The organism is Streptomyces sp. Q6, from assembly GCF_036967205.1.
Taxonomy (GTDB): Bacteria; Actinomycetota; Actinomycetes; order Streptomycetales; family Streptomycetaceae; genus Streptomyces; species Streptomyces citrinus.
Window position 1 is genome coordinate 3,723,664 of sequence record NZ_CP146022.1, and the last position, 20,186, is coordinate 3,743,849.

The following is a 20,186-nucleotide window of genomic DNA, read 5'->3' on the forward strand; positions in this document are numbered from 1 at the left end:
CTTGCAGGCCAGAGCCCGTTTCAGCGTTCCAGCGTCCCCAACTGCCCGGCAGACATGGCCGTTGGGACGGATCACCCCACAAGCTCCAGTCATCCAAGCACCACACCGACCCGGACTTCGAAGGGGCTCGACCACATGGCCAAGAACCGCACCTCCCGCACCCGCTTCCTGACCGCCGCCGCGACCGTCGCACTCGCCGCGCTCTCGCTCACCGCGTGCAACGACGGCACGGGCGTCGACGACGAGGGCGCGTCCGTCCCGTCGTCCTCGACCCCCTCGGCCCCGGCCACGACGCCCGGCGGCGACGACGCGAAGCCCACGACCGCCCCCGCGTCGAAGCCCGCGGCGAGCACCCCCGCGGGCCGGGCCCCCACGGCGACGAAGGCGCCCGCCGCCACCAAGCCCGTCACCTGCCAGGGCACCGACACCAAGACGGTCGCGGCGCCGCTCACCCGTCCCATCAACCACATGCTGCTCACCGTCACCAACACCGGCCGTGCCACCTGCTACCTCTACGGCTATCCGGCCGTGCGGTTCGGCGAGGCCCAGTCCGTGCCGCCGGCCGACGAGGAGACGCACCCGCAGGCCGTCGTGACGCTGAAGCCGGGCGAGTCCGGCTACGCCTCCGTGCGCCTGTCCGGCGGTGACGACGGCAGCGGCGCGAACGGTCACACCGAGAAGTCCCTGACCGTCCACTTCGCCGGCCGCACCGAGGGCGAGCAGACCGCCCCGGCGCGGCCGGCGCTGCCCGCCGAGGGCCTCTTCATCGACGACTCGATCAAGGTCACGTACTGGCAGCAGTCGATGGACGACGTCATGTCCTGGTGAGCGTGGCGTGCGCCGGGGCCCGCAGCGCGGCGCGGGCCGGGAGCGCGGTCGCCGTGAAGGCGAGGACGGTGGCCGCGGCGACGACGCCGAGGTAGGTCAGCGGCGGCCCGTACGGCGTGGCGCTGCCCGTCATCCCCCGGCTGTACGCGCTGAGCGTGACGTAGGCGATGCCGGTGCCGAGGGCGACGGCGAGGAGCACCACGGTGAGCGTCTCCCAGCGCAGCATGGCCCGTACCTGCCGTGCGGTCGTGCCGATCAGGCGGAGCATGGCCAGTTCGCGGCGGCGGGCGGCGGTCGCCATCACCAGGGTGTTGACCACGGCGATCCCGGTGAACGCGATGATCAGGCCCATCGCGACCAGGTTGACCTGCGCCTGGGTGCCCTCCTGCGCCCGCTGGACCGCGTCGGCCCGCGTCCGGTCCAGGACGCGGACGGCGGCGAACTCCCGTACGGCGGCCCTCAGCCGGTCGGCGTCGACGCGCGCCCCGGCGATCAGGACCGACGACGCCAGTGGATGGTCGACGTGCGCGGCGACGACGTCGAACGGCAGCAGGACGTCCCCGAAGCCGAGGCCGCGCGCGTAGACGGCGACGACACGCGGCCTGACCTTCGTGCCGTCGCCCAGGGTCAGCGGCAGCCGGTCGCCGACGTCGACGCCCTTCGTGGCGGCGGCGAGTTCGCTGAGCGCGACCGTGCCGCGGCCGAGGTCCCCGACCGAACCGGCGACGGCCCGCGGATCGAGGGACGCCGTCAGCCCCTCGGGGGTGACGCCCTGAGCGGGGAACTTGTCCTGTCCGGCGCGGAGTTGGGTGCGGACGACCTCGGTGGCCGCGCTGACGCCCGGCACCTCGCGGACCGCCTCGGCCGCGGCGCGCGGCACGCCGGGTCCCGCGGCGGCGAGCACGTACGAGGCGGTGGTGCCGTCGAGCATCTGCTCGCGGGCCGCGTGTCCGGCCGTGGTCTGGGTGAACAGGATGGTGGAGGTCATCGCGACGGCGAGGCTGAGCGGGGTGACGACGGCGGCGAACCGCTGGGCGTTCGTACGGGAGTTGCGGTCGGCGAGGAAGCCGGCGGCGGGCGAGACACGGCGGACGACACCGCCGACGACGGCCGCGGCGACCCGGGCGAGCTGCGGGCCGAGCAGCGCGGTCGCGGCGGCGGCCAGGATGACGGTCAGGAACGTGACCGGGGTGGCGGCGGCCTCGGTGCGCAGGCCGGACAGGACGAGGACGAGGACCGCGTACCCGGCGGCCGCGAGCACGCCCGCGACCAGCCGCACGACGCTGAAGCCGCGCCCCGGCACGGACGCCTCGGCCAGTGCCTCGGTGGGCCGGACGCGGGCCGGACGGCGGGCGGCGGCGCGGGCCGCGCCCCAGGCGGCGAGCAGCGTGGCGAGGACGGCGAGCAGCGGCGGGAAGGCGCTCAGCGTCAGGTGCAGGGTGTCGGGCAGGGCGCCGACGGCGACGAACCGCGCGTACATCCAGCGGGCCAGCAGCAGCCCCGCGAACGCGCCGGCCACTCCCGCCAGCAGGCCGACGACGAGGGCCTCGCGGCCGACCATGCGCCGCAGTTGGCGCGGGGTCGCCCCGATGGCGCGCAGCAGCGCCAGTTCCCGCGCGCGCTGCTGCACGGAGAGCGCGAACGTTCCGGTGACGACCAGCAGCGCGACGAGCAGCGAGGTGCCGCCCATCGCGGCGCCGAGGCTGACCAGGCTGACGCGCGCCTTGCCCGCGTCGAGGAACTCGGCGGGGCCGAGGTCGTCGCCGGTCCTGACCTGCGCGGTCGTGCCGGTGAGCGCCTCGGCGGCGCGTTCCCGTACGGCGGTGACGTCGGCGCCCGGCGCGGTCAGCAGGCCGATCGTGGAGACGCGGCCGGGGTGTGCGGCGAGGCGGCGGGCATCGGCGGCGGAGAAGAAGAGGGTGGACTGCCGGTCGAGGGCGTCGCGCCCGGCGGGGGCGGCGATCCCGGCGATCCGGTACGCGGTGGGGGCGCCGGTCGACTGCACGGTGACGCGTTCGCCGACCTGCTTTCCCGCGGCGCGCGCGACGGCGGCGTCGAGGACGACCTCACCGGCGCCGGGCGCGTGTCCGGAGCGCAGGGTGAACGGGGTGAGCCGGGCGGAGTCCCAGGCGTGGCCCCAGGAGGTGGTGCCGCCGCCGGTCCCCACCACGGCGGCGGGGAAGGTGAGTTCGGGGACGACGGCCCGTACCCCGTCCACCCGGTCCAGCCGCTCGGCGAGGCCCGCGTCGATCCAGGCCCGCTCGGTCAGCGGCTTCGACTTGGTCTTCGTCTTGCCCTTCTTGACCTTCGTGAAGTGCACGTTCTGGTCGGCGGTGACGAGCAGCGGCGTACCGGCGTACCGCTCGGTGGGGATCTTTCCGCGCAGTCCGGTCTCCAGGAGCGCGGCGCAGGCGGTGACCAGGGCGGCCGCGCACAGCAGGGCGACGAACGCCCCCGCGAAGGCGCCCTTGCGGGCGCGCAGCGTACTGACGGCGAGAGAGAACATCAGGCCCACGCTCCCAGGCGGCTCATCCGGTCGGCGACGCGGTCGGCGGTCGGTGCGGACAGGGTGTCGACGAGGCGGCCGTCGGCGAGGAAGAGGACGGTGTCCGCGTAGGAGGCGGCGACGGGGTCGTGGGTGACCATGACGACGCTCTGGCCGAGGTCGTCGACCGTCTCGCGGAGCAGGCCGAGCACCTCCTTCGCGGTCATCGTGTCGAGGGCCCCGGTGGGCTCGTCGCCGAAGACCACCTCGGGGCGGGTGACGAGCGCGCGGGCGAGGGCGACGCGCTGCTGCTGCCCGCCGGAGAGTTCGCCGGGGCGGTGTCCGGTGCGGTCGGCGAGACCGACCCGTTCGACGACGGACGCGAGGTGGGCCCGGTCGGGGCGGCGGCCCGCGAGGCGCAGCGGCAGCGTGATGTTCTCCAGGACGGTCAGCGACGGCATGAGGTTGAAGGCCTGGAAGACGAAGCCCACCCGGTCGCGGCGGAGCCGGGTCAGGGCGGTCTCGTCCATGCCGGTCAGGTCCTGGCCGCCGAGGGTCACGGTGCCTTCGGTGGGGCGGTCGAGCCCGGCGGCGCAGTGCAGGAAGGTGGACTTCCCGGAGCCCGAGGGGCCCATGACGGCGGTGAAGCCGCCGCGGGCGACACGGACGTCGATCCCGCGCAGCGCCCGGACCGCACCGGCGCCGCGGCCGTGGACCTTGCTGACGGCGGTGAGCCGTACGACGTCGTCGGACAGGGACCGGTCGGGGGCGGGCGGGGCGGCGGCTCTGATACGAGGCATGCCTCCAGGGTGATCAGTCGGGGGGCGCTGCTCTAGAGTCAGAAAGGGCACCGCGTGACAGCTTGCTGCCATGCGGGGTGCGTCAACTGACAGGACGCAGGGGGGCGTTGATGAGTCTGTCCGCGGTGGGGGTCACGGACGAGCAGGTGCGGCTGTACCGGTACTTCCTGAGGAGTCCCGGCCGGGGTGCGGGGGCGGCGTGCGCCTCGCTCGGCTGGGACAGGGACCGGGTCGACGAGGCGCTCGACGGCCTCCAGGCGAAGGATCTGGTGCGGCTCTCCGACAGCGCCACGGTCCTGGTCTCCGATCCGGCGGTGGCGGTGGAGTGGCTGATCGAGCAGCGGCTCGGCGAGCTCAAGGCGGAGAGCGACCTGGTGACGTCGGCCCGGCAGGTGATCGGCTCGCTCTCCGAGGACCACCGGCACGGCGTCGAGGAGGCCCCGGCGGGCGAGATCGAGCGCGTCGACGGTCTCGACTCGGTCCGTGACCGCCTCGGTGACCTGGCGTTCTTCACGTTCCGGGAGCTGATGGCACTGGTGCCGGGGCCCTGGAGCGAGCCGGACATCGAGCAGGCCCGCCCGTCCGACCTGCGGATGCTGCGGCGCGGCATCCGCTGGCGCACGGTCATCGGCCCGGAGGCCCTCGCGGACGCGGCCACCTGCGCGTATCTGCGGGAACTCACCGCGCTGGGCGGCGAGGTCCGGTACACGGAGCTGGCGATCCGCCGGATGGTGATCTGGGACCGGGGTGTGACGATGATCCCGGCGAACCCGGACGACTACCAGCGGGCGACGCTGATCGTCCGGCAGCCCGGGGTGGTCGCCAACACGGTCGCCTGGTTCGAGCAGGTGTGGGAGGCGGCCGGCGCGCTGCCCGCGCGGGAGGCGCCGGACGACCCGGCCGACCCGCCGCTGTCCGACCTCGAACGCCGGGTCCTCGACCTCCTGACCCGGGCCGACAAGGACGAGTCGGCGGCCCGCGAGATGGGCGTCTCGCTGCGCACGTTCCGCCGGTACATCTCGGACATCATGCTCCGCCTCGGCGCGGCGAACCGCTTCCAGGCGGGGCTGCTCGCCAAGGAGCGGGGCTGGATCTGACAGGGTCGGCCCATGCCTTCGCCGTACGTCGATGAACTCGCCGCCCGCGCCCGTGCCCTGGCCCGCGCCGACGGCTCCGCCCGCCGCGTCCTGGGCATCGCGGGCCCGCCGGGCGCGGGCAAGACCACGCTCGCCGAGGCGGTGGTCGGCGCCCTGGACGGCCTGGCCGCGCTCGTCCCCATGGACGGCTTCCACCTCGCTGACACCGAACTGGCCCGCCTGGGCCGTGCGGACCGCAAGGGTGCGCCGGACACGTTCGACGCGTACGGGTACGCGGCGCTGCTGACCCGGCTGCGCACTCCGCGCGACGGCGAGACGGTGTACGCGCCGTGCTTCGAGCGGGAGCTGGAGCAGCCGGTCGCGGGAGCGCTCCCGGTGCCGCCGGACGTCCCGCTGGTCGTCACGGAGGGCAACTACCTGCTCCTGGACGAGGAGCCGTGGTCGACGGCGGTGCGTCCGCTCCTGGACGAGGTGTGGTGGGTCGATGTGGACGACGAGACGCGCGTGGAGCAACTCATCGCCCGGCACGTCGAGTTCGGCAAGAGTCCGGCCGACGCCCGCGCCTGGGTGCTGCGCTCGGACGAGGCGAACGCCCGCCGGGTGGCATCGGGCCGGCAGCGGGCGGACGTGGTGGTGCGGCGCGCGGCGCGGGGCTGCGACCACGTCGGCTGAGCCCGGCCGCGCGGGTGCGGCCACGGGGTCAGGCGTCGCGGAGTTCTCCCTTCACCACCTTGCCGCTCGCGTTGCGCGGGAGTTCGCCGACGAAGGCGATCTGGCGGGGGACCTTGTAGTTCGCCATCTCGCGTCGCGCCCATGCGATCAGGTCGTCGGCGGTCACCACCGATCCCGGCCGCCGCACCACATATGCCTTGCCGACCTCGCCGAGCCGCCCGTCCGGCATTCCGACCACCGCGACGTCGGCGACGGCCGGGTGCAGTCCGAGGAGCTGCTCTATCTCGGCCGGGTACGCGTTGAAGCCGCCGACGATGAACATGTCCTTGATGCGGTCGGTGATCCGCAGGTAGCCCTGGTCGTCCAGGACGCCGACGTCGCCCGTGTGCAGCCACCCCTCCTCCGTGACGGCCTCGGCCGTGGCGTCCGGGTCCTCGAAGTACTCGCGCATGACGTTGAAGCCGCGGACGAGGACCTCGCCGGGCTCGCCGGGCCCGGGGGACTCCACCCGCACCTCCGTGCCCGGGATCGCCCGCCCCGAGGTGGCCGCGATCAGTTCGGCGGGGTCGCCCCGGCGGCACATCGTCACGATGCCGCTGGCCTCGGAGAGCCCGTACGCGGTGAGGACCGTGCCGACGCCGAGTTCGCCGCGCAGCCGCTCGACCAGGCGCAGCGGGACGACCGCAGCCCCGGTGACGACGAGGCGCAGCGCCGACAGGTCGTGGGTGTCGCGGGCGGGGTGGTCGAGGAGGGACTGGTGGAGCGTGGGCGGGCCGGGCAGGACCGAGATGCGCTCCGCCGCGATGTTGGCGAGGACGGTGTCCACGTTGAAGACGGGTTGCGGGACCATCGTCGCGCCGCGCGTCAGGCAGGCGATGATGCCCGCCTTGTAGCCGAAGGTGTGGAAGAACGGGTTCACGATCAGGTAGCGGTCGCCCTCGCGCAGGCCCGCGAGGTCGGACCAGATCGCGTAGCCGCGCAGCGTCTGGGCGTGGGTGATGACGGCGCCCTTGGGGCGTCCCGTCGTACCGGAGGTGAAGATGATGTCCGAGGGGTCGGCGGGTGCGATGCCCGCCGATCGCGCGCGGACCTCCTCGCCCGTGATCTGGTCGCCGCCCGCCAGGAACTCCTTCCAGGTGCGGTAGCCGGGCGCGTCCGGCGCGCTGTCCGCGAGGACCACGACCGTTTCCAGGTGCGGGAGTTCGGCCCCCGCCTGCTGGGCCCGGCGCAGTGAGGCGACGTACGAGGTGCCGAGGAACGTGCCCGTGACGAAGAGCAGCCGGGCCCGTGAGCGGGCGAGCACGTCGGCGGCCTCGGTGCCCTTGAACCGTGTGTTGAGGGGGACGAGGACGGCCCCGGCGCTCACCGCGCCCAGCGCGGAGACGATCCAGTCCAGGGTGTTCGGCGCCCAGATCGCCACCCGGTCGCCCGGCTCGACGCCGGAGGCGACGCACGCGGCGGCGGCCCGCTCGACGCGCTCTCCGAGTTCCGTGTACGTGATCCGGGTGCGGCCGTCGACGACGGCCTCCCGTCCGCCGTGCCGCGCGGCCGCGTCCCGCACCAGCTCCGGGATCGTCCCCCACGTGCCCTTCGCGTCGTCCGTACGCATCGAGAGACCTCCCACAACGCCGTAGCTGACTATCCGTCAGATTAGCTGTAGCCTGACGCGCTGTCAGCAAACGGATCCAGGTGCGCAGGTGGGGGTGCCCATGACGGGACTCAAGGACGCGACGGCGATCGTCGGCATAGGCCAGACGGCCTTCGCGAAGCAACTCCCCGAATCCGAGAAGACGTTGGCGTGCCGGGCGATCATCGCCGCGCTCGACGACGCGGGCATCGCGCCGTCCGAGGTGGACGCGTTCGCCTCGTACACGATGGAGGAGACCGACGAGGTCGAGGTCGCGAAGTCGATCGGCGCGGGAGACGTCACGTACTTCTCCAAGGCCGGTTACGGCGGCGGCGGTTCCTGCGCGACGGTCGCGCACCTGGCCTCCGCCATCGCCACCGGTCAGGCCACCGTCGGGGTCGCCTGGCGCTCCCGCAAGCGCGGCAGCGGACCGCGTCCGTGGAAGAACACGGCGGTCCAACTCCCCACGCCCGCCCAGTGGACACGGCCCTTCGGCCTGCTGCGCCCGGCCGACGAGATCGGCATGCTGGCCCGCCGCTACATGCACGAGTACGGCGCGACCCGCGACCACCTCTTCAACGTCGCGCTCGCCTGCCGCAACCGGGCCAACCAGAACCCGGCCGCGATCATGTACGAGCGCCCGCTGACCCGCGAGATGTACATGTCGTCCCGCTGGATCAGCGAACCGCTCTGCCTCTTCGACAACTGCCTGGAGACCGACGGGGCGCTGGCCTGCGTCGTCGTCTCCGCCGAGCGCGCCCGGGACTGCCGCCAAAAACCGGTGTACGTCCACGCCGCCGCCCAGGGCCTGCCCGCGCAGCACCACGGCATGGTCAACTACTGGAACGACGACCCGCTCACCGGACCGGCCTGGACGGCGGCCCGCCACCTGTGGAAGCACTCCGACGTCACCCCGGAGGACGTCGACGTGGCACAGATCTACGACGCGTTCACGCCACTCATCCCGCTCTCCCTGGAGGGCTACGGGTTCTGCGGCCGCGGCGAGGGCGCCTCGTTCACGGAGGGCGGCGCCCTGGAGATCGGCGGCCGCCTCCCGATCAACACGGGCGGCGGCGGCCTCTCGGAGGCGTACGTCCACGGCTTCAACCTCATCAACGAGGGCGTGAAGCAGCTGCGGGGCGTCGGCACGGCCCAGGTGCCGGACGCCCGGACGTGCCTGGTGACGGCGGGCGAAGGCGTCCCGACGTCCGCGCTGCTCCTGACGTCATGAGCACACGGGACACCGCGCGACCGGCCCACGACGAGCCGCACCCGACCGAGCCGCACCCGAGAAGGACGAGCCCCATGGCAGACCCGACCGACCAAGCCCTCCTGACCCCCGTTCCCGACGACGACGGCGCCCCCTTCTGGGAGTACACCGCGCGCCACGAACTGCGCGTCCAGGCCTGCGCCGCCCCGGACTGCGGCGAACTGCGGTTCCCGCCCCGCCCCTGCTGCCCGCACTGCCGGTCCTTCGACTCCACCTGGCGCAGGATGAGCGGCCGCGGCCGCATCTGGTCGTACGTCGTGCCGCACCCGCCGCTCCTGCCGGCCTACGCCGCGCAGGCCCCGTACAACGCGATCGTCGTCGAACTCGCGGAGGCGCCCCGGATACGTCTCGTCGGCAACCTCGTCAGCTCCGCCGACGCCCGCCTCGACTCCGTCGACCCCGACCGCATCCGGATCGGCGCCCGCGTCCAGGCCGTCTTCACCGAGACCGGCGGCGTCAGGGTCCCCCGCTGGGTCCTGGAGCGCCCATGAGCCTGCGCGTCGAGACCGACAAGGAGACCGGGGTGGCCGTGGTCACCCTGGACCGACCGCACCGCCACAACGCCCTCGACCGGACGACCATCGACGAACTCGTCGCCGCCTGGCGGGATTTCAGGACCGACGACACCGTACGGGCGATCGTCCTCACCGGCGCCGGGGACCGGGCCTTCTGCACGGGCGTCGACCGCGACATCGACGCCCCGCAGCCGTCCTCCCCGTACTCCATGGACGACCCGCTCCTGACGGTCGGGCCGAAGGCGAACGACCTGTGGAAACCGGTGATCGCCGCGGTCAACGGGATGGCGTGCGGCGGCGCGTTCTACCTCATCGGCGAGGCGGACTTCGCGATCGCCGACGAGACGGCGACCTTCTTCGACCCGCACACCACGTACGGCATGGTCAGCGCCTACGAGACCGGATACCTGGCCCAGCGCATGCCGCCCGGCGAAGTGGCCCGCCTCGCGCTCATGGGCGCGGCGGAACGCCTGTCCGCGCGCCGCGCCCACGAGACGGGCCTGATCAGCGAAGTGACGCCGCCGGGCGGGGCGTTGACGGCGGCGGTCCGCTGCGCCGCCACGATCGCCGCCTGCCCGACCGCCGCGGTCCAGGGCACGGTACGGGCGGTGTGGGCGGCGACGGAGGCGTCCCGCGCCCACGCGTTCGCCCAGGCCCCGCACCTGATCGCGCTGGGCAACATCTCCGACGACGAACAGGCGCGACTTTTCAACTCCCGGGCGCCGGGCACCCATCGGACCCGCTGACGAGGCCGGCGGAGGGGCGGGGAACGACCTCAGCGCTTGACGTACCCGACGGGATCGACGTCGCACCTGTCGATCTCGCCGACAAGTCCTTCTCCGTCGACCTTGAGGCGGGCCCGCGCCGTTCCCTTGCCCTTCACCTTGACCTGGTCGACGTCGCTGGTCACGCGGATGCCGTCGGCGTCCTGGAAGTCGACCGAGATCTGGAAGGTCTGCGTGCTCCGGTTCGGGTTGCTGACCTCGACGGTCGCGTACGGCGCCGACACGGACGCGCACTTGACGAGTTTCACGGTGGCGTCCCGCAGCGAGGAGCCACCACCACTGGCGGACGACGAGGGAGTGGAGCGGTGACGCGGCGTGCGGCCGGAGCTCCCCGACGTACCCGAACTGCCGGAGTTCCCATAGCTGTCACTGTCGTCGTAGCGCGAACTTCCACCGGAGCTGGAGGAGTTGGAGTTCGCGTTCGACGAACCGCCGTGGTTCTGCGAGGAGCTGCTGCACCCTCCCCCACCGCTCCCGCTCGACTTGTGCCCGCCGCGTCCGCCGTGCCCCCGGCCGGTCGTGAACCCGGTGAGCGCGAGGGCCACCAGGGTCGCGAGAGCCGTCAGCTTGATTCCCCGTTTCATCACGCCGGGCACCCTACCCGCCGCGCGGTTCCGTGGAACACGGGCGGCGGGCACCGCGCTACCGGCTGGTTCCGGTGCCTTTCTCCGCGTCGAGCGCGTACACGCACCGGTCCTTGCTGCACGCGTAGACGACCCCGGCCGTCACCACGGGCGTGCCCGTGATCTCGCCGCCGGTCGCCAGCTTCCAGCGCAGCCGCCCGTCGTCCGCCTTCAGCGTGTACAGCAGATGGTCGGTCGAGCCGAAGTGGATCCTGCCGTCGGCGACCACCGGGGAGCCGACGATCTCGCCGCCCGCCTGGAACCGCCACTTCGGGGTGCCCGTCACCGCGTCCAGCGTGTAGAGCCCCTGCCCGCTGCCCACATGGACGTGCCCGTGGGAGACGAGCGCCGGGTCCACCGCCGTGGGCCGGGGCTCGGTCGCGATGCGCCAGCGGTCGCGGCCGTCCGTGGCGTCGAGCGCGTACACCGTGCCGAGGTGGTCGACGAGGTAGACGCCGCCGCCCGTGACCGCGGGGCCCGGCGCGTACGCGGGCGGGCACAGGAACACGGCCGGTGCCTCGAAGTGCCAGCGCACATGGCCCGAGCCGACGTCGATGGCGAGGACCCGGGTGCCGGCGGAGACGTAGACGTAGCCGTCGGACGCGGGGGTGAGGCGGACCGGGACGCCGCCGCAGGACGCCGCGTCGCCGATCGGGTACGACCAGCGCTCCTCGCCGGTGCGGGCCTCCAGGGCGCGCAGCCGCGCGTCCTGCCACACGTACACCGTGCCGTCGTGCACGACCGGGCCCGTCTCCGGGGCCTCGAAGTCGGTCTGGCAGCCGGTGATCTCCCAGAGCGGCTCGCCGGTGGCGGCCTCGCGGGCCTGGACGCCGCCGCCGCGGGTGCCGGTGACGACGGTGCCTCGGTCGGCCTGGAGCGCGTACACCCAGGCGTCGCTCTGCAACCGCCACAGGTCGCTGCCCTCGCGGGCGTCGAGCGCCCACAGGGTCGGGCCGTCGGAGGCGTGGATGCGGTGGTCGGCGACGGCCATGGACCAGGCGACGTCGCGGGTCTTGAAGCGGCGCCGGCCGGTGGCCACGTCGAGGGCGTGCACCTCGAAGGACGTGACGTAGACCAGGTCACCGGCGACGGTCGGCGTGCCCCACACATCGTTCGACATGCGGAAACGCCAGGGCCGCCAGGCGGAGCCATCGCCGACGGCGGGCGCGGGGACGACGGGGGCGACGGCCCCCGCCGGGTCCACGACACCGTTGACGGACGGCTTCGCCCGGGACCAGGACGCGGCGAGGCCCGACTCGGCGGGCGGCGCCTTCACGGCGGCGGCGCGCGCGTCGGCCACCCGCGGTCCCGGCCCGATCGGCACCTGCGCACCGGCCAGGTGGACCGGCCCGTCGGCGGCGACGGAGACCGGCGACGGACGCCGGCCGTCCGCCGACAGGGGCCCGGCGGCTGCGGCGGCATCGCGGGCATCGGAGCGCCGTGCCCCGGGGTCCGCGGCTGCTGCGCCTTCACGGCGGTGCGGCCGCCCCTGCGCTCCTCGATCAGCGCGACGGACCGCTCGGGCAGCCACGCGGACGCCGTACCGCTGTCGTCGCTGCCGGAACCGAAGAGGTGCGGCGCGAGCTGGGCCTGGAGGTCGGCGGGCGAGGGCCGCATCGTCGCCTCCATGTGCATGCAGGTCTCGATCAGGGGCCGCAGCTCGTCGGGGAGCCCCTCCAGGTCGGGGCCCTCCCGCAGCAGCATGAAGACGGTCTCGACGGGGTTCGCGCCGTGGAACGGCGCGTGCCCGGTGGCGGCGAAGACAAGGGTGGAGCCCAGCGAGAAGACATCGCTCGCCCCGGTCACGCTGCGGGAGTCCTTCGCCTGCTCGGGCGACATGTACGCGGGGGTGCCCACGGCCACGTTCGTCATGGTCAGGCGCGTGTTGGAGACCCCGGACGCGATGCCGAAGTCGATGACGCGCGGCCCGTCCTCGACCACCAGCACGTTCGACGGCTTCAGGTCGCGGTGGACCAGGCCGGCGCCGTGGATCGACTGGAGGGCCTCGGCCACTCCCGCCGCGAGCCAGCGCACCGCCTGGGCCGGCAGCGGCCCGCACTCATTCACTATTTCCTCGAGGGAGGGCGCGGGCACGTACGCCGTGGCGAGCCACGGCACGGCCGCGCGCGGGTCGGCGTCGACGACGGCGGCCGTGTAGAAGCCGGACACCGCCCGCGCCGCCTCGACCTCGCGCGTGAACCGGACGCGGAAGAGCTGGTCCTCGGCGAGCTCGGTACGCACCGTCTTGATCGCCACGCGCCGCCCTGAGGCGGACCGCGCCAGATAGACCAGTCCCATGCCGCCCGCGCCGAGCCGTCCCAGAACCTCGAACGGACCGATCCGCCTCGGATCGTGCTGCGTCAGCTGATCCACCACTTGCCTGCCACCTCCCCGTACGGGACCGGAATCCCCGGGTTTCCTGGTACACCGCACATTCGAGCCCCCGTCAGCGTCTCACCACCGCAGCGCTACGGCGGCACGCACCCCGATTCTTCCTGTCCGGGGCTCTCGTTGCGAACCCGGGGGCACAACGGGGTGTCTCAGGCGCCGGTCGGCTCCAGGGGCGCGCACAGGCCGAATTCCGCGCCCTGGTCGTCGACGAGGACGGCGCGGCGGCCGTACGGGGTGTCGTGCGGTGCCACCCGGACGTGTCCGCCGAGCCGGACGGCCTCCGCGCAGGAGGCGTCCGGGTCGGTGGCGCCGAAGTGGAGCAGGAAGCGGGGCCGCGCGGTGCCGGAGGCGGCGAGGCGGGCGAGTCCGGGGGCGCGGACGGTGGCGGGGGCGGCGGCGGGGGCTGCCGCGGAGGCTGCCGCGGGGGCGGGTTCGCGCGGGTGCCAGTCGCGCAGGCCGTGGCCCCGCTCCTCGGCGGCGTATCCGAAGACACCTTCGTAGAAGGAGTCGCTGAGCGCGGCGTCCGGGGTGTGCAGCTCGGCCCGGCACAGCGCGCCCGGGGCGCCGGTCCGCTCGAAGCCCTGGTGGCTGCCCGCCTGCCACAGCCCGAACGGCGCTCCCTCGGGTCCGACCACCCGCGCGACCGTGGCGACGGCCCCGTCGGACACCGGGCCCGCGGTGATCCCGCCGCCGGCGGCGACGGCCCGCTCGGCGGTGGCGTACGTGTCACGGACCGCGAAGTGCACGGTCCAGGCCGCGGCCCCGGGGGCCAGGGCGGCGACGGCGCGGTCCTCCCCGTAGGCCGCCGTGTAGTAGCCGCGCTCGGCTCCGGCACCCTCGTCGAAGGTCCACCCGAAGAGATCTCCGTAGAACCGCTTGCCCGCCTCGACGTCGGGCAGCCGGGCGTCGGCCCAGCACGGGGCGCCTTCGGGGAAGCCGGGGCAGATCGCGGCCGTGGCGTACATGGCGTCACGCTAGCCACGGCCGCCGCACACCCGCGGCCAGGATTCGAACGTCTGGCCAATTCCGGTCGCTCGCGGCGCGTCATTTGACCGGAGCCGAGTCCTGTTTCCCGGGTCAGGACCCATTTGCAGTCGGCCAGATCGCGCTCCGATCACCCCTCGGTAAGCTGACGGCATGACAGGACAAGTACGTACCGTCGACGGCCGTGTGGCCGGACGGCGTGGTCAGGCAACACGTCAGAAGCTGCTCGAATGCCTCGGCGAGATGCTCAGCTCCTCGCCCTACCGGGACGTCAAAGTCATTGATGTGGCCCGAAAGGCGGGCACTTCGCCCGCCACGTTCTACCAGTACTTCCCGGACGTCGAGGGTGCCGTCCTGGAGATCGCCGAGCAAATGGCCACCGAGGGCGCGGGGTTGACCGATCTGGTCGCCGACCGCTCGTGGGTCGGCAAGGCCGGCTGGGCGACCGCGCAGGAACTCGTGGACGGTTTCCTGGAGTTCTGGCGCAAGAACGACGCGATCCTGCGCGTCGTCGACCTCGGTGCGGCCGAGGGCGACAAGCGGTTCTACAAGATCCGCATGAAGATCCTGAACTCCGTGAACAACTCGCTCGCGGAAGCGGTGAAGGAGCTCCAGGACAAGGGCAAGGTCGACAAGGACGTGAGCCCGGCGGCGGTGGCCGGTTCGCTGGTCGCGATGCTCGCGGCGGTCGCCTCGCACCAGAAGGGCTTCCAGACCTGGGGCGTCAAGCAGGCCGAACTGAAGCCGAATCTGGCCCTGTTGGTGCATCTGGGCGTGACGGGAAGAAAGCCGACCAAGTAGTACGGATCCTCTTTTCCTTCCTGGTCCTGTCGTGCGGCGGCGGTTCGCGTGGTGCAACGTGAACCGCCGCCGTTGCAGTTACCGACGCCGCCGCTCCAGGCAGAACAGTCTGATCTCCCGGTCGATGCGCTCCTGATACGCGGCGTACGGCGGCCAGAACTTCAGCGCCGCCTCCCACGCGGCCTTCCGCTCCTGCCCACCGAGCAGCCGGGCCGTCACCGGGACGTCCTCGCCGCGCCAGCTGATCTCGGCGTCCGGGTGGGCCATCAGGTTCGCCGTCCAGTTCGGGTGCCCCGGCCTGCCGAAGTTCGACCCGATGAGCAGCCAGGTGCCGGTGGCGGGGTCCCCCTCGGGCATGCACGCGAGCGGAGTACGCCGCGGCAGTCCGCTTCTCGCGCCCCGCACCGTGAGGATCACCCCCGGCAGCATCTGCGCGCTGAGCAGCACCTTTCCCCGGGTGAGGCGGTGGACGGCGCGGTCCATGGCGGGGATGACGTGCGGGGCGACGCGGGCGAAGGTCCGGGTCGACGACACCTTCTGGACGAACCGCAGTCCGGGCGGGGCCATCAGAGAGCCGCCTCGGCCGGCGCCGCGAACAGCTCCGCCGCCTGTGCCGCCCGCGCCCGCAGCAGATGCACGGGCCCGAACAGCAGCTCGTCGCCGGCGGCCCGCTTCAGGTACAGGTGCGCGTCGTGCTCCCAGGTGAACCCGATGCCGCCGTGCAGCTGCACGGCCTCGGCGGCGGCGGTCCGCAGCGCTTCCAGGCCCTGCGCGAGCGCGAGCCCGCCAACCGCCTCCTCCTGTACGTCACTTGCGGCCCACGCGGCGTAGTACGCGGCCGAGCGCGCCGCCTGCACCTGGACGTACACGTCGGCGAGCCGGTGCTTGACCGCCTGGAAGGACCCGACGGGCCGCCCGAACTGCTCGCGCTCCTTGACGTAGGCGACGGTCCGCTCCAGGGCCCGGTCGGCGGCGCCGACGGCCTCGGTGGCGAGCAGCGTCGCGGCCCCGTTCCCCACGGCGGCGAGGGCGCCGGCCACGTCGGCGTCCTGCTCGCCCAGCAACTCGGCGCCGACGTCGCGGAGTTCGACGCGGGCCTGCGGGCGGGTCTCGTCGAGCGAGGTCTGCCGGGTGCGGACGAGCCCGGGGGCGTCCTGCCGCACCAGGAACAGCAGCGTCCGGGAGCGGGCGAAGCCGCCGGTGTGCGCGGCGACGAGCAGCAGCCCGGCGCTGTGCCCGTCGAGGACCTGCTCGGCCTGCCCGTACAGCCGCCATCCGTCGTCCTGCCGCGCGGCCTGGACGCCACCGGCCCGGCCGCCGCCCGCCCAGTCCCCCGCGTTGTCCGCGACGAGGCCGAGGGCGGTGGCGAGTCCGGTGCCGGGGACGGCGAGGGCGGCGGTCAGGGAGCCGTCGGCGATGCGCGGCAGGAGCGCCTCGCACTGCGCGCCGGTGCCGAGTGCGGCGACGAGGGGGGCCGCGAGGCCGCAGGTGGCGAGCAGCGGGCTCGGCGCGAGAACTCGCCCCAGCTCCTCTGCCACCAGGGCGAGTTCGGTGAGCGTGGCGCCCACTCCCCCGCTGCCCTCGGGCAGGGCGAGTCCCGGCAGCCCGAGCTCGCTGCCGAGCGTGCCCCACAGTTCGGGGTCGTGGCCCGCCGGGGTGCGGGTGGCGGCCCTGATGTCGTCCGGGGTACAGCGTTTGGTGGTGAGTTCGCGCAGGGTGCGGCGGATCTCCTGCTGCTCCTCGGTGAACCTGGCGTCCATGCGAGCCCCTTTCTGACGGATCGTCATATTAGGGCGGGCGGGTGCGAGCGGGAAGAGCCGCACGCCCCCTGCGCCGCACCCATTATCTGATGTACCGTCAGATTTATGACTGGCAGCAGTGGATCACGCCCCAGGGTCGCCGTCGCGGGCATCGCCCTGTCCGACTGCGGACGCGTCGACGAGGCCACCCCCTACGCCCTGCACGCCCAGGCCGCCCGCCGCGCCCTCGCCGACGCCGGACTCACCCCGGACGTCGTCGACGGCTTCGCCAGCGCGGGCCTCGGCACCCTCGCCCCGGTCGAGGTCGCCGAGTACCTCGGCCTGACACCCCGCTGGGTGGACTCCACCTCGGTCGGCGGCTCGACGTGGGAGGTGATGGCGGCGCACGCGGCGGACGCCATCGCCGCCGGTCACGCGCGCGCGGTCCTCCTCGTCTACGGTTCGACGGCCCGCGCCGACATCAAGGCGGGCCGCCGCACGTCGAACCTCTCGTTCGGCGCCCGCGGCCCCCTCCAGTTCGAGGTCCCGTACGGTCACACGCTCGTCGGCAAGTACGCGATGGCGGCCCGCCGTCACATGCACGCGTACGGCACCACGCTCGAACAGCTCGCCCAGGTGGCCGTCCAGGCGCGGCAGAACGCCTCCCGCAACCCCGACGCGATGTTCCGCGACCCGATCACCGTCGACGACGTCCTGTCGGGCCCGATGATCGCCGACCCGTTCACGAAACTGCACTGCTGCATCCGCTCCGACGGCGGCGCGGCCGTGCTGCTCGTGGCCGAGGACCTGCTGCCCGACTGCGCCACGTCGCCGGTGTGGGTGCTCGGTTCGGGCGAGTACGTCTCGCACACGACCATGTCCGAGTGGGACGACTTCACGGTCTCCCCGGCGGCGGTCAGCGGCCGGCTCGCCTTCGAGCGGGCCGGTGTCACCCCGGCCGACATCGACATCGCGGAGATCTACGACGCCTTCACGTACATGACGCTGGTGACCCTGGAGGACCTCGGGTTCTGCGCGAAGGGCGAGGGCGGCGCGTTCGTCGAGAAGGGCCGGCTGCGCTGGGACGGCGACCTGCCGACGAACACCGACGGCGGCGGACTCTCGGCCCAGCACCCGGGCATGCGGGGCCTGTTCCTCCTCGTGGAGGCGGTACGGCAACTGCGCGGCGAGGCGGACGGGCACCAGGTGCGACGACCGGACGGCACCCTGCCCCGGCTGGCCGTGGCCTCCGGCACGGGCGGCTGGTTCTGCTCGGCGGGGACGGTGGTCCTGGGCCGCGAGTAGCCGGGACGCCGGTTCCTCCCCCGGGAGCGGGGCCGCTCGGAAGAAACGTCACCGCGCGCCGATGAGTTTCTCCGGGCGCCCCGGTCATCATGGGCAGCGACCGGCGCCCCGCACCCGGGCGGGAGCCACGAAAGCCCTGGAGAGACCACCATGCGCCAGCTCATCAGCACCGCCTTCGTCTCGCTCGACGGTGTCGTCGAGGCCCCGGGCGGCGAGCCCGGCTACCGGAACTCCGGCTGGACCTTCAAGGACATCGAGTTCCTCCCCGAGGCCTACGAGATCAAGGGCCGGGAGCAGAAGGAGTCCGCCGCGATGCTGCTCGGCCGCGTGAGCTACGAGGCGTTCAGCCCGGTGTGGCCCGGCATGCCGGAGTTCGCGGACTACAAGGTGATGCCGAAGTACGTCGTCTCGACGACCCTCACGGACGACGACCTCGTCGACGGCTGGGGCGAGACGACGATCCTGCGCTCCCTCGACGACGTCGCCGCCCTGAAGGAGACCGAGGGCGGCCCGATCATCGTGCACGGCAGCGCCGCCCTGAACCGGGCCCTGTCCGACGCCGGCCTCGTCGACCGCTACCACCTGCTCGTCTTCCCGCTCCTCCTCGGCGCGGGAAAGCGCCTGTTCAGCACGGCGGACAAGGACGCCCAGAAGCTGAGGCTGGTCGAGTCCGAGACGTACGCGAACGGGATCCAGAAGAACGTCTTCGACGTGGTGCGCTGACCCGGGTCCGACGTGGTGCGCCGAGCCGGGCCCCTCGGAGTGTACGACCGTACGCTTCGAGGTGTACGGTCGTACGCATGCCGACGACCGACAGCACGGACAGCCTCGCCGCCACGCCCACCGACTACTTCGCGGGCGACCCGCGCAGCAATCTGGAGCGGATGCGCGCGGGGGATCTCTACATCGCCGACGATCCGGAGATCGCGCGGCGGCAGCGGCGGGCGATGCGGCTGGCGGCGCGGTACCAGAGCGCGTTCGTCGAGGGCGACGGGGAGGCGGCGGGCATCCTCGCCGAGCTGCTGGGCGAGGTCGGCGAGGGCGTCGAGGTGCGTCCGCCGCTCGCGGTCGACTACGGGAGCAACATCTCCATCGGGGCGCGCACCTTCGTCAACTACCACCTCACCGCGCTCGACGTCGCGCCGATCGTGATCGGCGCGGACTGCCAGATCGGGCCGAACGTCCAACTGCTCACGCCCACCCACCCGTTGGAGCCGCAGCCCCGGCGCGACAAGCTGGAGGCGGCCGAGCCCATCACCCTCGGCGACAACGTCTGGCTCGGCGGCGGCGTCATCGTCTGCCCCGGCGTGACGATCGGGGACAACTCCGTCATCGGCGCGGGGGCCGTGGTGACCAGGGACATCCCCGCGAACGTCGTCGCCGTCGGCAACCCCGCCCGCGTCGTGCGGGAACTCTGAGGGCGGCGGACATGGCCACCGGGCAGACCGACCCGCACCGCCGCGAGCGCATCCTCGCCGCCACGCTCGACCTCATCGCCGACGAGGGTGTCGCCGGGATCTCCCACCGGAAGATCGCCGTGCGGGCCGATGTGCCGCTCGGCTCGATGACGTACCACTTCCGCGGGATCGACGAGCTGCTGCGGGAGGCGTTCACGCGGTTCGCCGACCACATCGTGGCCGTCTTCGAGCAGCACCTGCGGCGGCCGGCGGGGGTCGAGGAGGCGCGCGAGGCCGTCACCGAGCTGGTGCACGTGCTCTCCGAGGGGCCGCGCCGCGACCTCGTCCTCACCCAGGAGCTCTACACGCTGGCCGCCCGCAGGCCGGAGTACCGACAGCTCACGAAGGCATGGATGCGGCGCAGCCGGGAACTGCTCGAACAGCACTTCGACGCGGCGACGGCCCGCCAACTCGACGCGCTGATCGAGGGGTTGACCCTGCACCGGGCCCTGGACGACGAGCCGCACGACCGCGCGCTCACCCGTCAGGCCGTCGCCCGCGTCACCCGCACCGCGGACTGACGCCTCCCCCTGGACCGCCCGTGGGGCGCGGGCCTGACACCGCGCCCCACGGGCTTTGGCGCACCGCCTTCGGGGCCACGACCCGCCGTGCCGTGGGCGAGGCGGAACCGTTACCCATGCGGCATCCGGGGCATCTGGCGAGCCGGGCGTTCCGGAGCCGGCGTCGGACGCCGTGCGCGCGCCGCGCACCTGCCAGGCGGCCGACGACGCGGCGCTCACCGCGGTCACCCAGCCGGACGCCGGTCCCGGCGGGCGGTGCGCCTCGTACCTCGAACGCGTCCGGCAC

General features: G+C 73.4%; 18 protein-coding genes and 1 pseudogene. 11 read left to right on the forward strand and 8 right to left on the reverse strand.

The window, feature by feature from the left end:
• Window positions 1-135 precede the first annotated feature (135 nt).
• Entirely contained in the window at window positions 136-828 is a 693-nt protein-coding gene (locus V2W30_RS17350) for a DUF4232 domain-containing protein (RefSeq protein WP_338697611.1), read from the forward strand.
• Here V2W30_RS17350 and V2W30_RS17355 read toward each other — a convergent pair.
• Both V2W30_RS17355 and V2W30_RS17360 read right to left on the reverse strand, forming a co-directional pair.
• Window positions 815-3,334 (reverse strand): ABC transporter permease, encoded by a 2,520-nt coding sequence (locus V2W30_RS17355; protein ID WP_338697613.1) that lies wholly within the window; start codon window positions 3,332-3,334, stop codon window positions 815-817. The two genes, V2W30_RS17350 and V2W30_RS17355, sit on opposite strands and share 14 nt — an antisense overlap.
• Window positions 3,334-4,113 carry an ABC transporter ATP-binding protein gene (locus V2W30_RS17360; protein ID WP_338697615.1) on the reverse strand — a complete coding sequence of 260 codons (780 nt, stop codon included), beginning with the start codon at window positions 4,111-4,113 and terminating at the stop codon, window positions 3,334-3,336. Before V2W30_RS17360 ends, V2W30_RS17355 begins: the two co-directional genes overlap by 1 nt.
• Window positions 4,114-4,223: 110 nt before the next feature.
• On the opposite strand from V2W30_RS17360, the gene V2W30_RS17365 reads away from it, so the two are divergent.
• Both V2W30_RS17365 and V2W30_RS17370 read left to right on the forward strand, forming a co-directional pair.
• Window positions 4,224-5,210 (forward strand): helix-turn-helix transcriptional regulator, encoded by a 987-nt coding sequence (locus V2W30_RS17365; protein WP_338697617.1) that lies wholly within the window; start codon window positions 4,224-4,226, stop codon window positions 5,208-5,210.
• Between the two features lie 12 nt (window positions 5,211-5,222).
• Window positions 5,223-5,882 (forward strand): nucleoside/nucleotide kinase family protein, encoded by a 660-nt coding sequence (locus tag V2W30_RS17370; protein WP_338697619.1) that lies wholly within the window; start codon window positions 5,223-5,225, stop codon window positions 5,880-5,882.
• A 28-nt stretch (window positions 5,883-5,910) separates the two neighbouring features.
• On the opposite strand, the gene V2W30_RS17375 is transcribed toward V2W30_RS17370, so the two are convergent.
• On the reverse strand, window positions 5,911-7,491 hold the full coding sequence (locus V2W30_RS17375) for a FadD3 family acyl-CoA ligase (RefSeq protein ID WP_338697621.1): 1,581 nt from the start codon (window positions 7,489-7,491) through the stop codon (window positions 5,911-5,913).
• A gap of 100 nt (window positions 7,492-7,591) precedes the next feature.
• Here V2W30_RS17375 and V2W30_RS17380 point away from each other — a divergent pair, with 100 nt between their 5' ends.
• The 3 genes from V2W30_RS17380 (at window position 7,592) to V2W30_RS17390 (ending at window position 10,040) form a co-directional block, all read left to right on the forward strand.
• Window positions 7,592-8,740: a lipid-transfer protein gene (locus V2W30_RS17380; protein WP_338697623.1), complete on the forward strand. Its 1,149-nt coding sequence runs from the start codon at window positions 7,592-7,594 to the stop codon at window positions 8,738-8,740.
• Between the two features lie 74 nt (window positions 8,741-8,814).
• Window positions 8,815-9,270, forward strand: a complete 456-nt coding sequence (locus tag V2W30_RS17385) for a Zn-ribbon domain-containing OB-fold protein (protein WP_338697625.1) — start codon at window positions 8,815-8,817, stop codon at window positions 9,268-9,270.
• The gene (locus V2W30_RS17390; RefSeq protein WP_338697627.1) at window positions 9,267-10,040 is read left to right on the forward strand and encodes an enoyl-CoA hydratase/isomerase family protein; all 774 of its coding nucleotides are present in this window, start codon (window positions 9,267-9,269) and stop codon (window positions 10,038-10,040) included. Before V2W30_RS17385 ends, V2W30_RS17390 begins: the two co-directional genes overlap by 4 nt.
• 29 nt (window positions 10,041-10,069) lie before the next feature.
• On the opposite strand, the gene V2W30_RS17395 is transcribed toward V2W30_RS17390, so the two are convergent.
• The 3 genes and pseudogenes from V2W30_RS17395 to V2W30_RS17405 form a co-directional block, all read right to left on the reverse strand.
• Window positions 10,070-10,663, reverse strand: coding sequence for a hypothetical protein (locus V2W30_RS17395; protein WP_338697629.1), 594 nt, complete (start codon window positions 10,661-10,663; stop codon window positions 10,070-10,072).
• A 58-nt stretch (window positions 10,664-10,721) separates the two neighbouring features.
• Window positions 10,722-13,078, reverse strand: a pseudogene (locus V2W30_RS17400) (PQQ-binding-like beta-propeller repeat protein).
• A gap of 164 nt (window positions 13,079-13,242) precedes the next feature.
• Window positions 13,243-14,058, reverse strand: coding sequence for a VOC family protein (locus V2W30_RS17405; RefSeq protein ID WP_338697631.1), 816 nt, complete (start codon window positions 14,056-14,058; stop codon window positions 13,243-13,245).
• 172 nt (window positions 14,059-14,230) lie between these two features.
• Here V2W30_RS17405 and V2W30_RS17410 point away from each other — a divergent pair, with 172 nt between their 5' ends.
• Window positions 14,231-14,878, forward strand: coding sequence for a TetR family transcriptional regulator (locus tag V2W30_RS17410; protein WP_338697633.1), 648 nt, complete (start codon window positions 14,231-14,233; stop codon window positions 14,876-14,878).
• A gap of 78 nt (window positions 14,879-14,956) precedes the next feature.
• On the opposite strand, the gene V2W30_RS17415 is transcribed toward V2W30_RS17410, so the two are convergent.
• Both V2W30_RS17415 and V2W30_RS17420 read right to left on the reverse strand, forming a co-directional pair.
• A complete protein-coding gene (locus V2W30_RS17415; protein WP_338697635.1) occupies window positions 14,957-15,445 on the reverse strand; it encodes a nitroreductase family deazaflavin-dependent oxidoreductase in 489 nt (162 codons plus the stop codon).
• Window positions 15,445-16,638 carry an acyl-CoA dehydrogenase family protein gene (locus V2W30_RS17420; RefSeq protein ID WP_338697637.1) on the reverse strand — a complete coding sequence of 398 codons (1,194 nt, stop codon included), beginning with the start codon at window positions 16,636-16,638 and terminating at the stop codon, window positions 15,445-15,447. The genes V2W30_RS17415 and V2W30_RS17420 overlap by 1 nt, the downstream gene beginning before the upstream one ends.
• Window positions 16,639-16,743: 105 nt before the next feature.
• Here V2W30_RS17420 and V2W30_RS17425 point away from each other — a divergent pair, with 105 nt between their 5' ends.
• The 4 genes from V2W30_RS17425 (at window position 16,744) to V2W30_RS17440 (ending at window position 19,900) form a co-directional block, all read left to right on the forward strand.
• The gene (locus V2W30_RS17425; protein WP_338697639.1) at window positions 16,744-17,922 is read left to right on the forward strand and encodes a thiolase C-terminal domain-containing protein; all 1,179 of its coding nucleotides are present in this window, start codon (window positions 16,744-16,746) and stop codon (window positions 17,920-17,922) included.
• 150 nt (window positions 17,923-18,072) lie between these two features.
• Complete coding sequence (locus V2W30_RS17430; RefSeq protein WP_338697641.1) at window positions 18,073-18,645, forward strand: dihydrofolate reductase family protein; 573 nt, start codon at window positions 18,073-18,075, stop codon at window positions 18,643-18,645.
• Window positions 18,646-18,722: 77 nt separating this feature from the next.
• On the forward strand, window positions 18,723-19,340 hold the full coding sequence (locus tag V2W30_RS17435; RefSeq protein ID WP_338697643.1) for a sugar O-acetyltransferase: 618 nt from the start codon (window positions 18,723-18,725) through the stop codon (window positions 19,338-19,340).
• Between the two features lie 11 nt (window positions 19,341-19,351).
• Complete coding sequence (locus V2W30_RS17440) at window positions 19,352-19,900, forward strand: TetR/AcrR family transcriptional regulator (RefSeq protein WP_338697645.1); 549 nt, start codon at window positions 19,352-19,354, stop codon at window positions 19,898-19,900.
• Window positions 19,901-20,186: the final 286 nt, after the last annotated feature.

What these genes read in the sequence shown, in the direction of transcription:
- V2W30_RS17350 (WP_338697611.1), top strand. Translation starts at nt 136, where the DNA reads ATGGCCAAGAACCGCACCTCCCGCACCCGCTTCCTGACCGCCGCCGCG.
- V2W30_RS17355 (WP_338697613.1), bottom strand. Translation starts at nt 3,334, where the DNA reads ATGTTCTCTCTCGCCGTCAGTACGCTGCGCGCCCGCAAGGGCGCCTTC.
- V2W30_RS17360 (WP_338697615.1), bottom strand. Translation starts at nt 4,113, where the DNA reads ATGCCTCGTATCAGAGCCGCCGCCCCGCCCGCCCCCGACCGGTCCCTG.
- V2W30_RS17365 (WP_338697617.1), top strand. Translation starts at nt 4,224, where the DNA reads ATGAGTCTGTCCGCGGTGGGGGTCACGGACGAGCAGGTGCGGCTGTAC.
- V2W30_RS17370 (WP_338697619.1), top strand. Translation starts at nt 5,223, where the DNA reads ATGCCTTCGCCGTACGTCGATGAACTCGCCGCCCGCGCCCGTGCCCTG.
- V2W30_RS17375 (WP_338697621.1), bottom strand. Translation starts at nt 7,491, where the DNA reads ATGCGTACGGACGACGCGAAGGGCACGTGGGGGACGATCCCGGAGCTG.
- V2W30_RS17380 (WP_338697623.1), top strand. Translation starts at nt 7,592, where the DNA reads ATGACGGGACTCAAGGACGCGACGGCGATCGTCGGCATAGGCCAGACG.
- V2W30_RS17385 (WP_338697625.1), top strand. Translation starts at nt 8,815, where the DNA reads ATGGCAGACCCGACCGACCAAGCCCTCCTGACCCCCGTTCCCGACGAC.
- V2W30_RS17390 (WP_338697627.1), top strand. Translation starts at nt 9,267, where the DNA reads ATGAGCCTGCGCGTCGAGACCGACAAGGAGACCGGGGTGGCCGTGGTC.
- V2W30_RS17395 (WP_338697629.1), bottom strand. Translation starts at nt 10,663, where the DNA reads ATGAAACGGGGAATCAAGCTGACGGCTCTCGCGACCCTGGTGGCCCTC.
- V2W30_RS17405 (WP_338697631.1), bottom strand. Translation starts at nt 14,058, where the DNA reads ATGTACGCCACGGCCGCGATCTGCCCCGGCTTCCCCGAAGGCGCCCCG.
- V2W30_RS17410 (WP_338697633.1), top strand. Translation starts at nt 14,231, where the DNA reads ATGACAGGACAAGTACGTACCGTCGACGGCCGTGTGGCCGGACGGCGT.
- V2W30_RS17415 (WP_338697635.1), bottom strand. Translation starts at nt 15,445, where the DNA reads ATGGCCCCGCCCGGACTGCGGTTCGTCCAGAAGGTGTCGTCGACCCGG.
- V2W30_RS17420 (WP_338697637.1), bottom strand. Translation starts at nt 16,638, where the DNA reads ATGGACGCCAGGTTCACCGAGGAGCAGCAGGAGATCCGCCGCACCCTG.
- V2W30_RS17425 (WP_338697639.1), top strand. Translation starts at nt 16,744, where the DNA reads ATGACTGGCAGCAGTGGATCACGCCCCAGGGTCGCCGTCGCGGGCATC.
- V2W30_RS17430 (WP_338697641.1), top strand. Translation starts at nt 18,073, where the DNA reads ATGCGCCAGCTCATCAGCACCGCCTTCGTCTCGCTCGACGGTGTCGTC.
- V2W30_RS17435 (WP_338697643.1), top strand. Translation starts at nt 18,723, where the DNA reads ATGCCGACGACCGACAGCACGGACAGCCTCGCCGCCACGCCCACCGAC.
- V2W30_RS17440 (WP_338697645.1), top strand. Translation starts at nt 19,352, where the DNA reads ATGGCCACCGGGCAGACCGACCCGCACCGCCGCGAGCGCATCCTCGCC.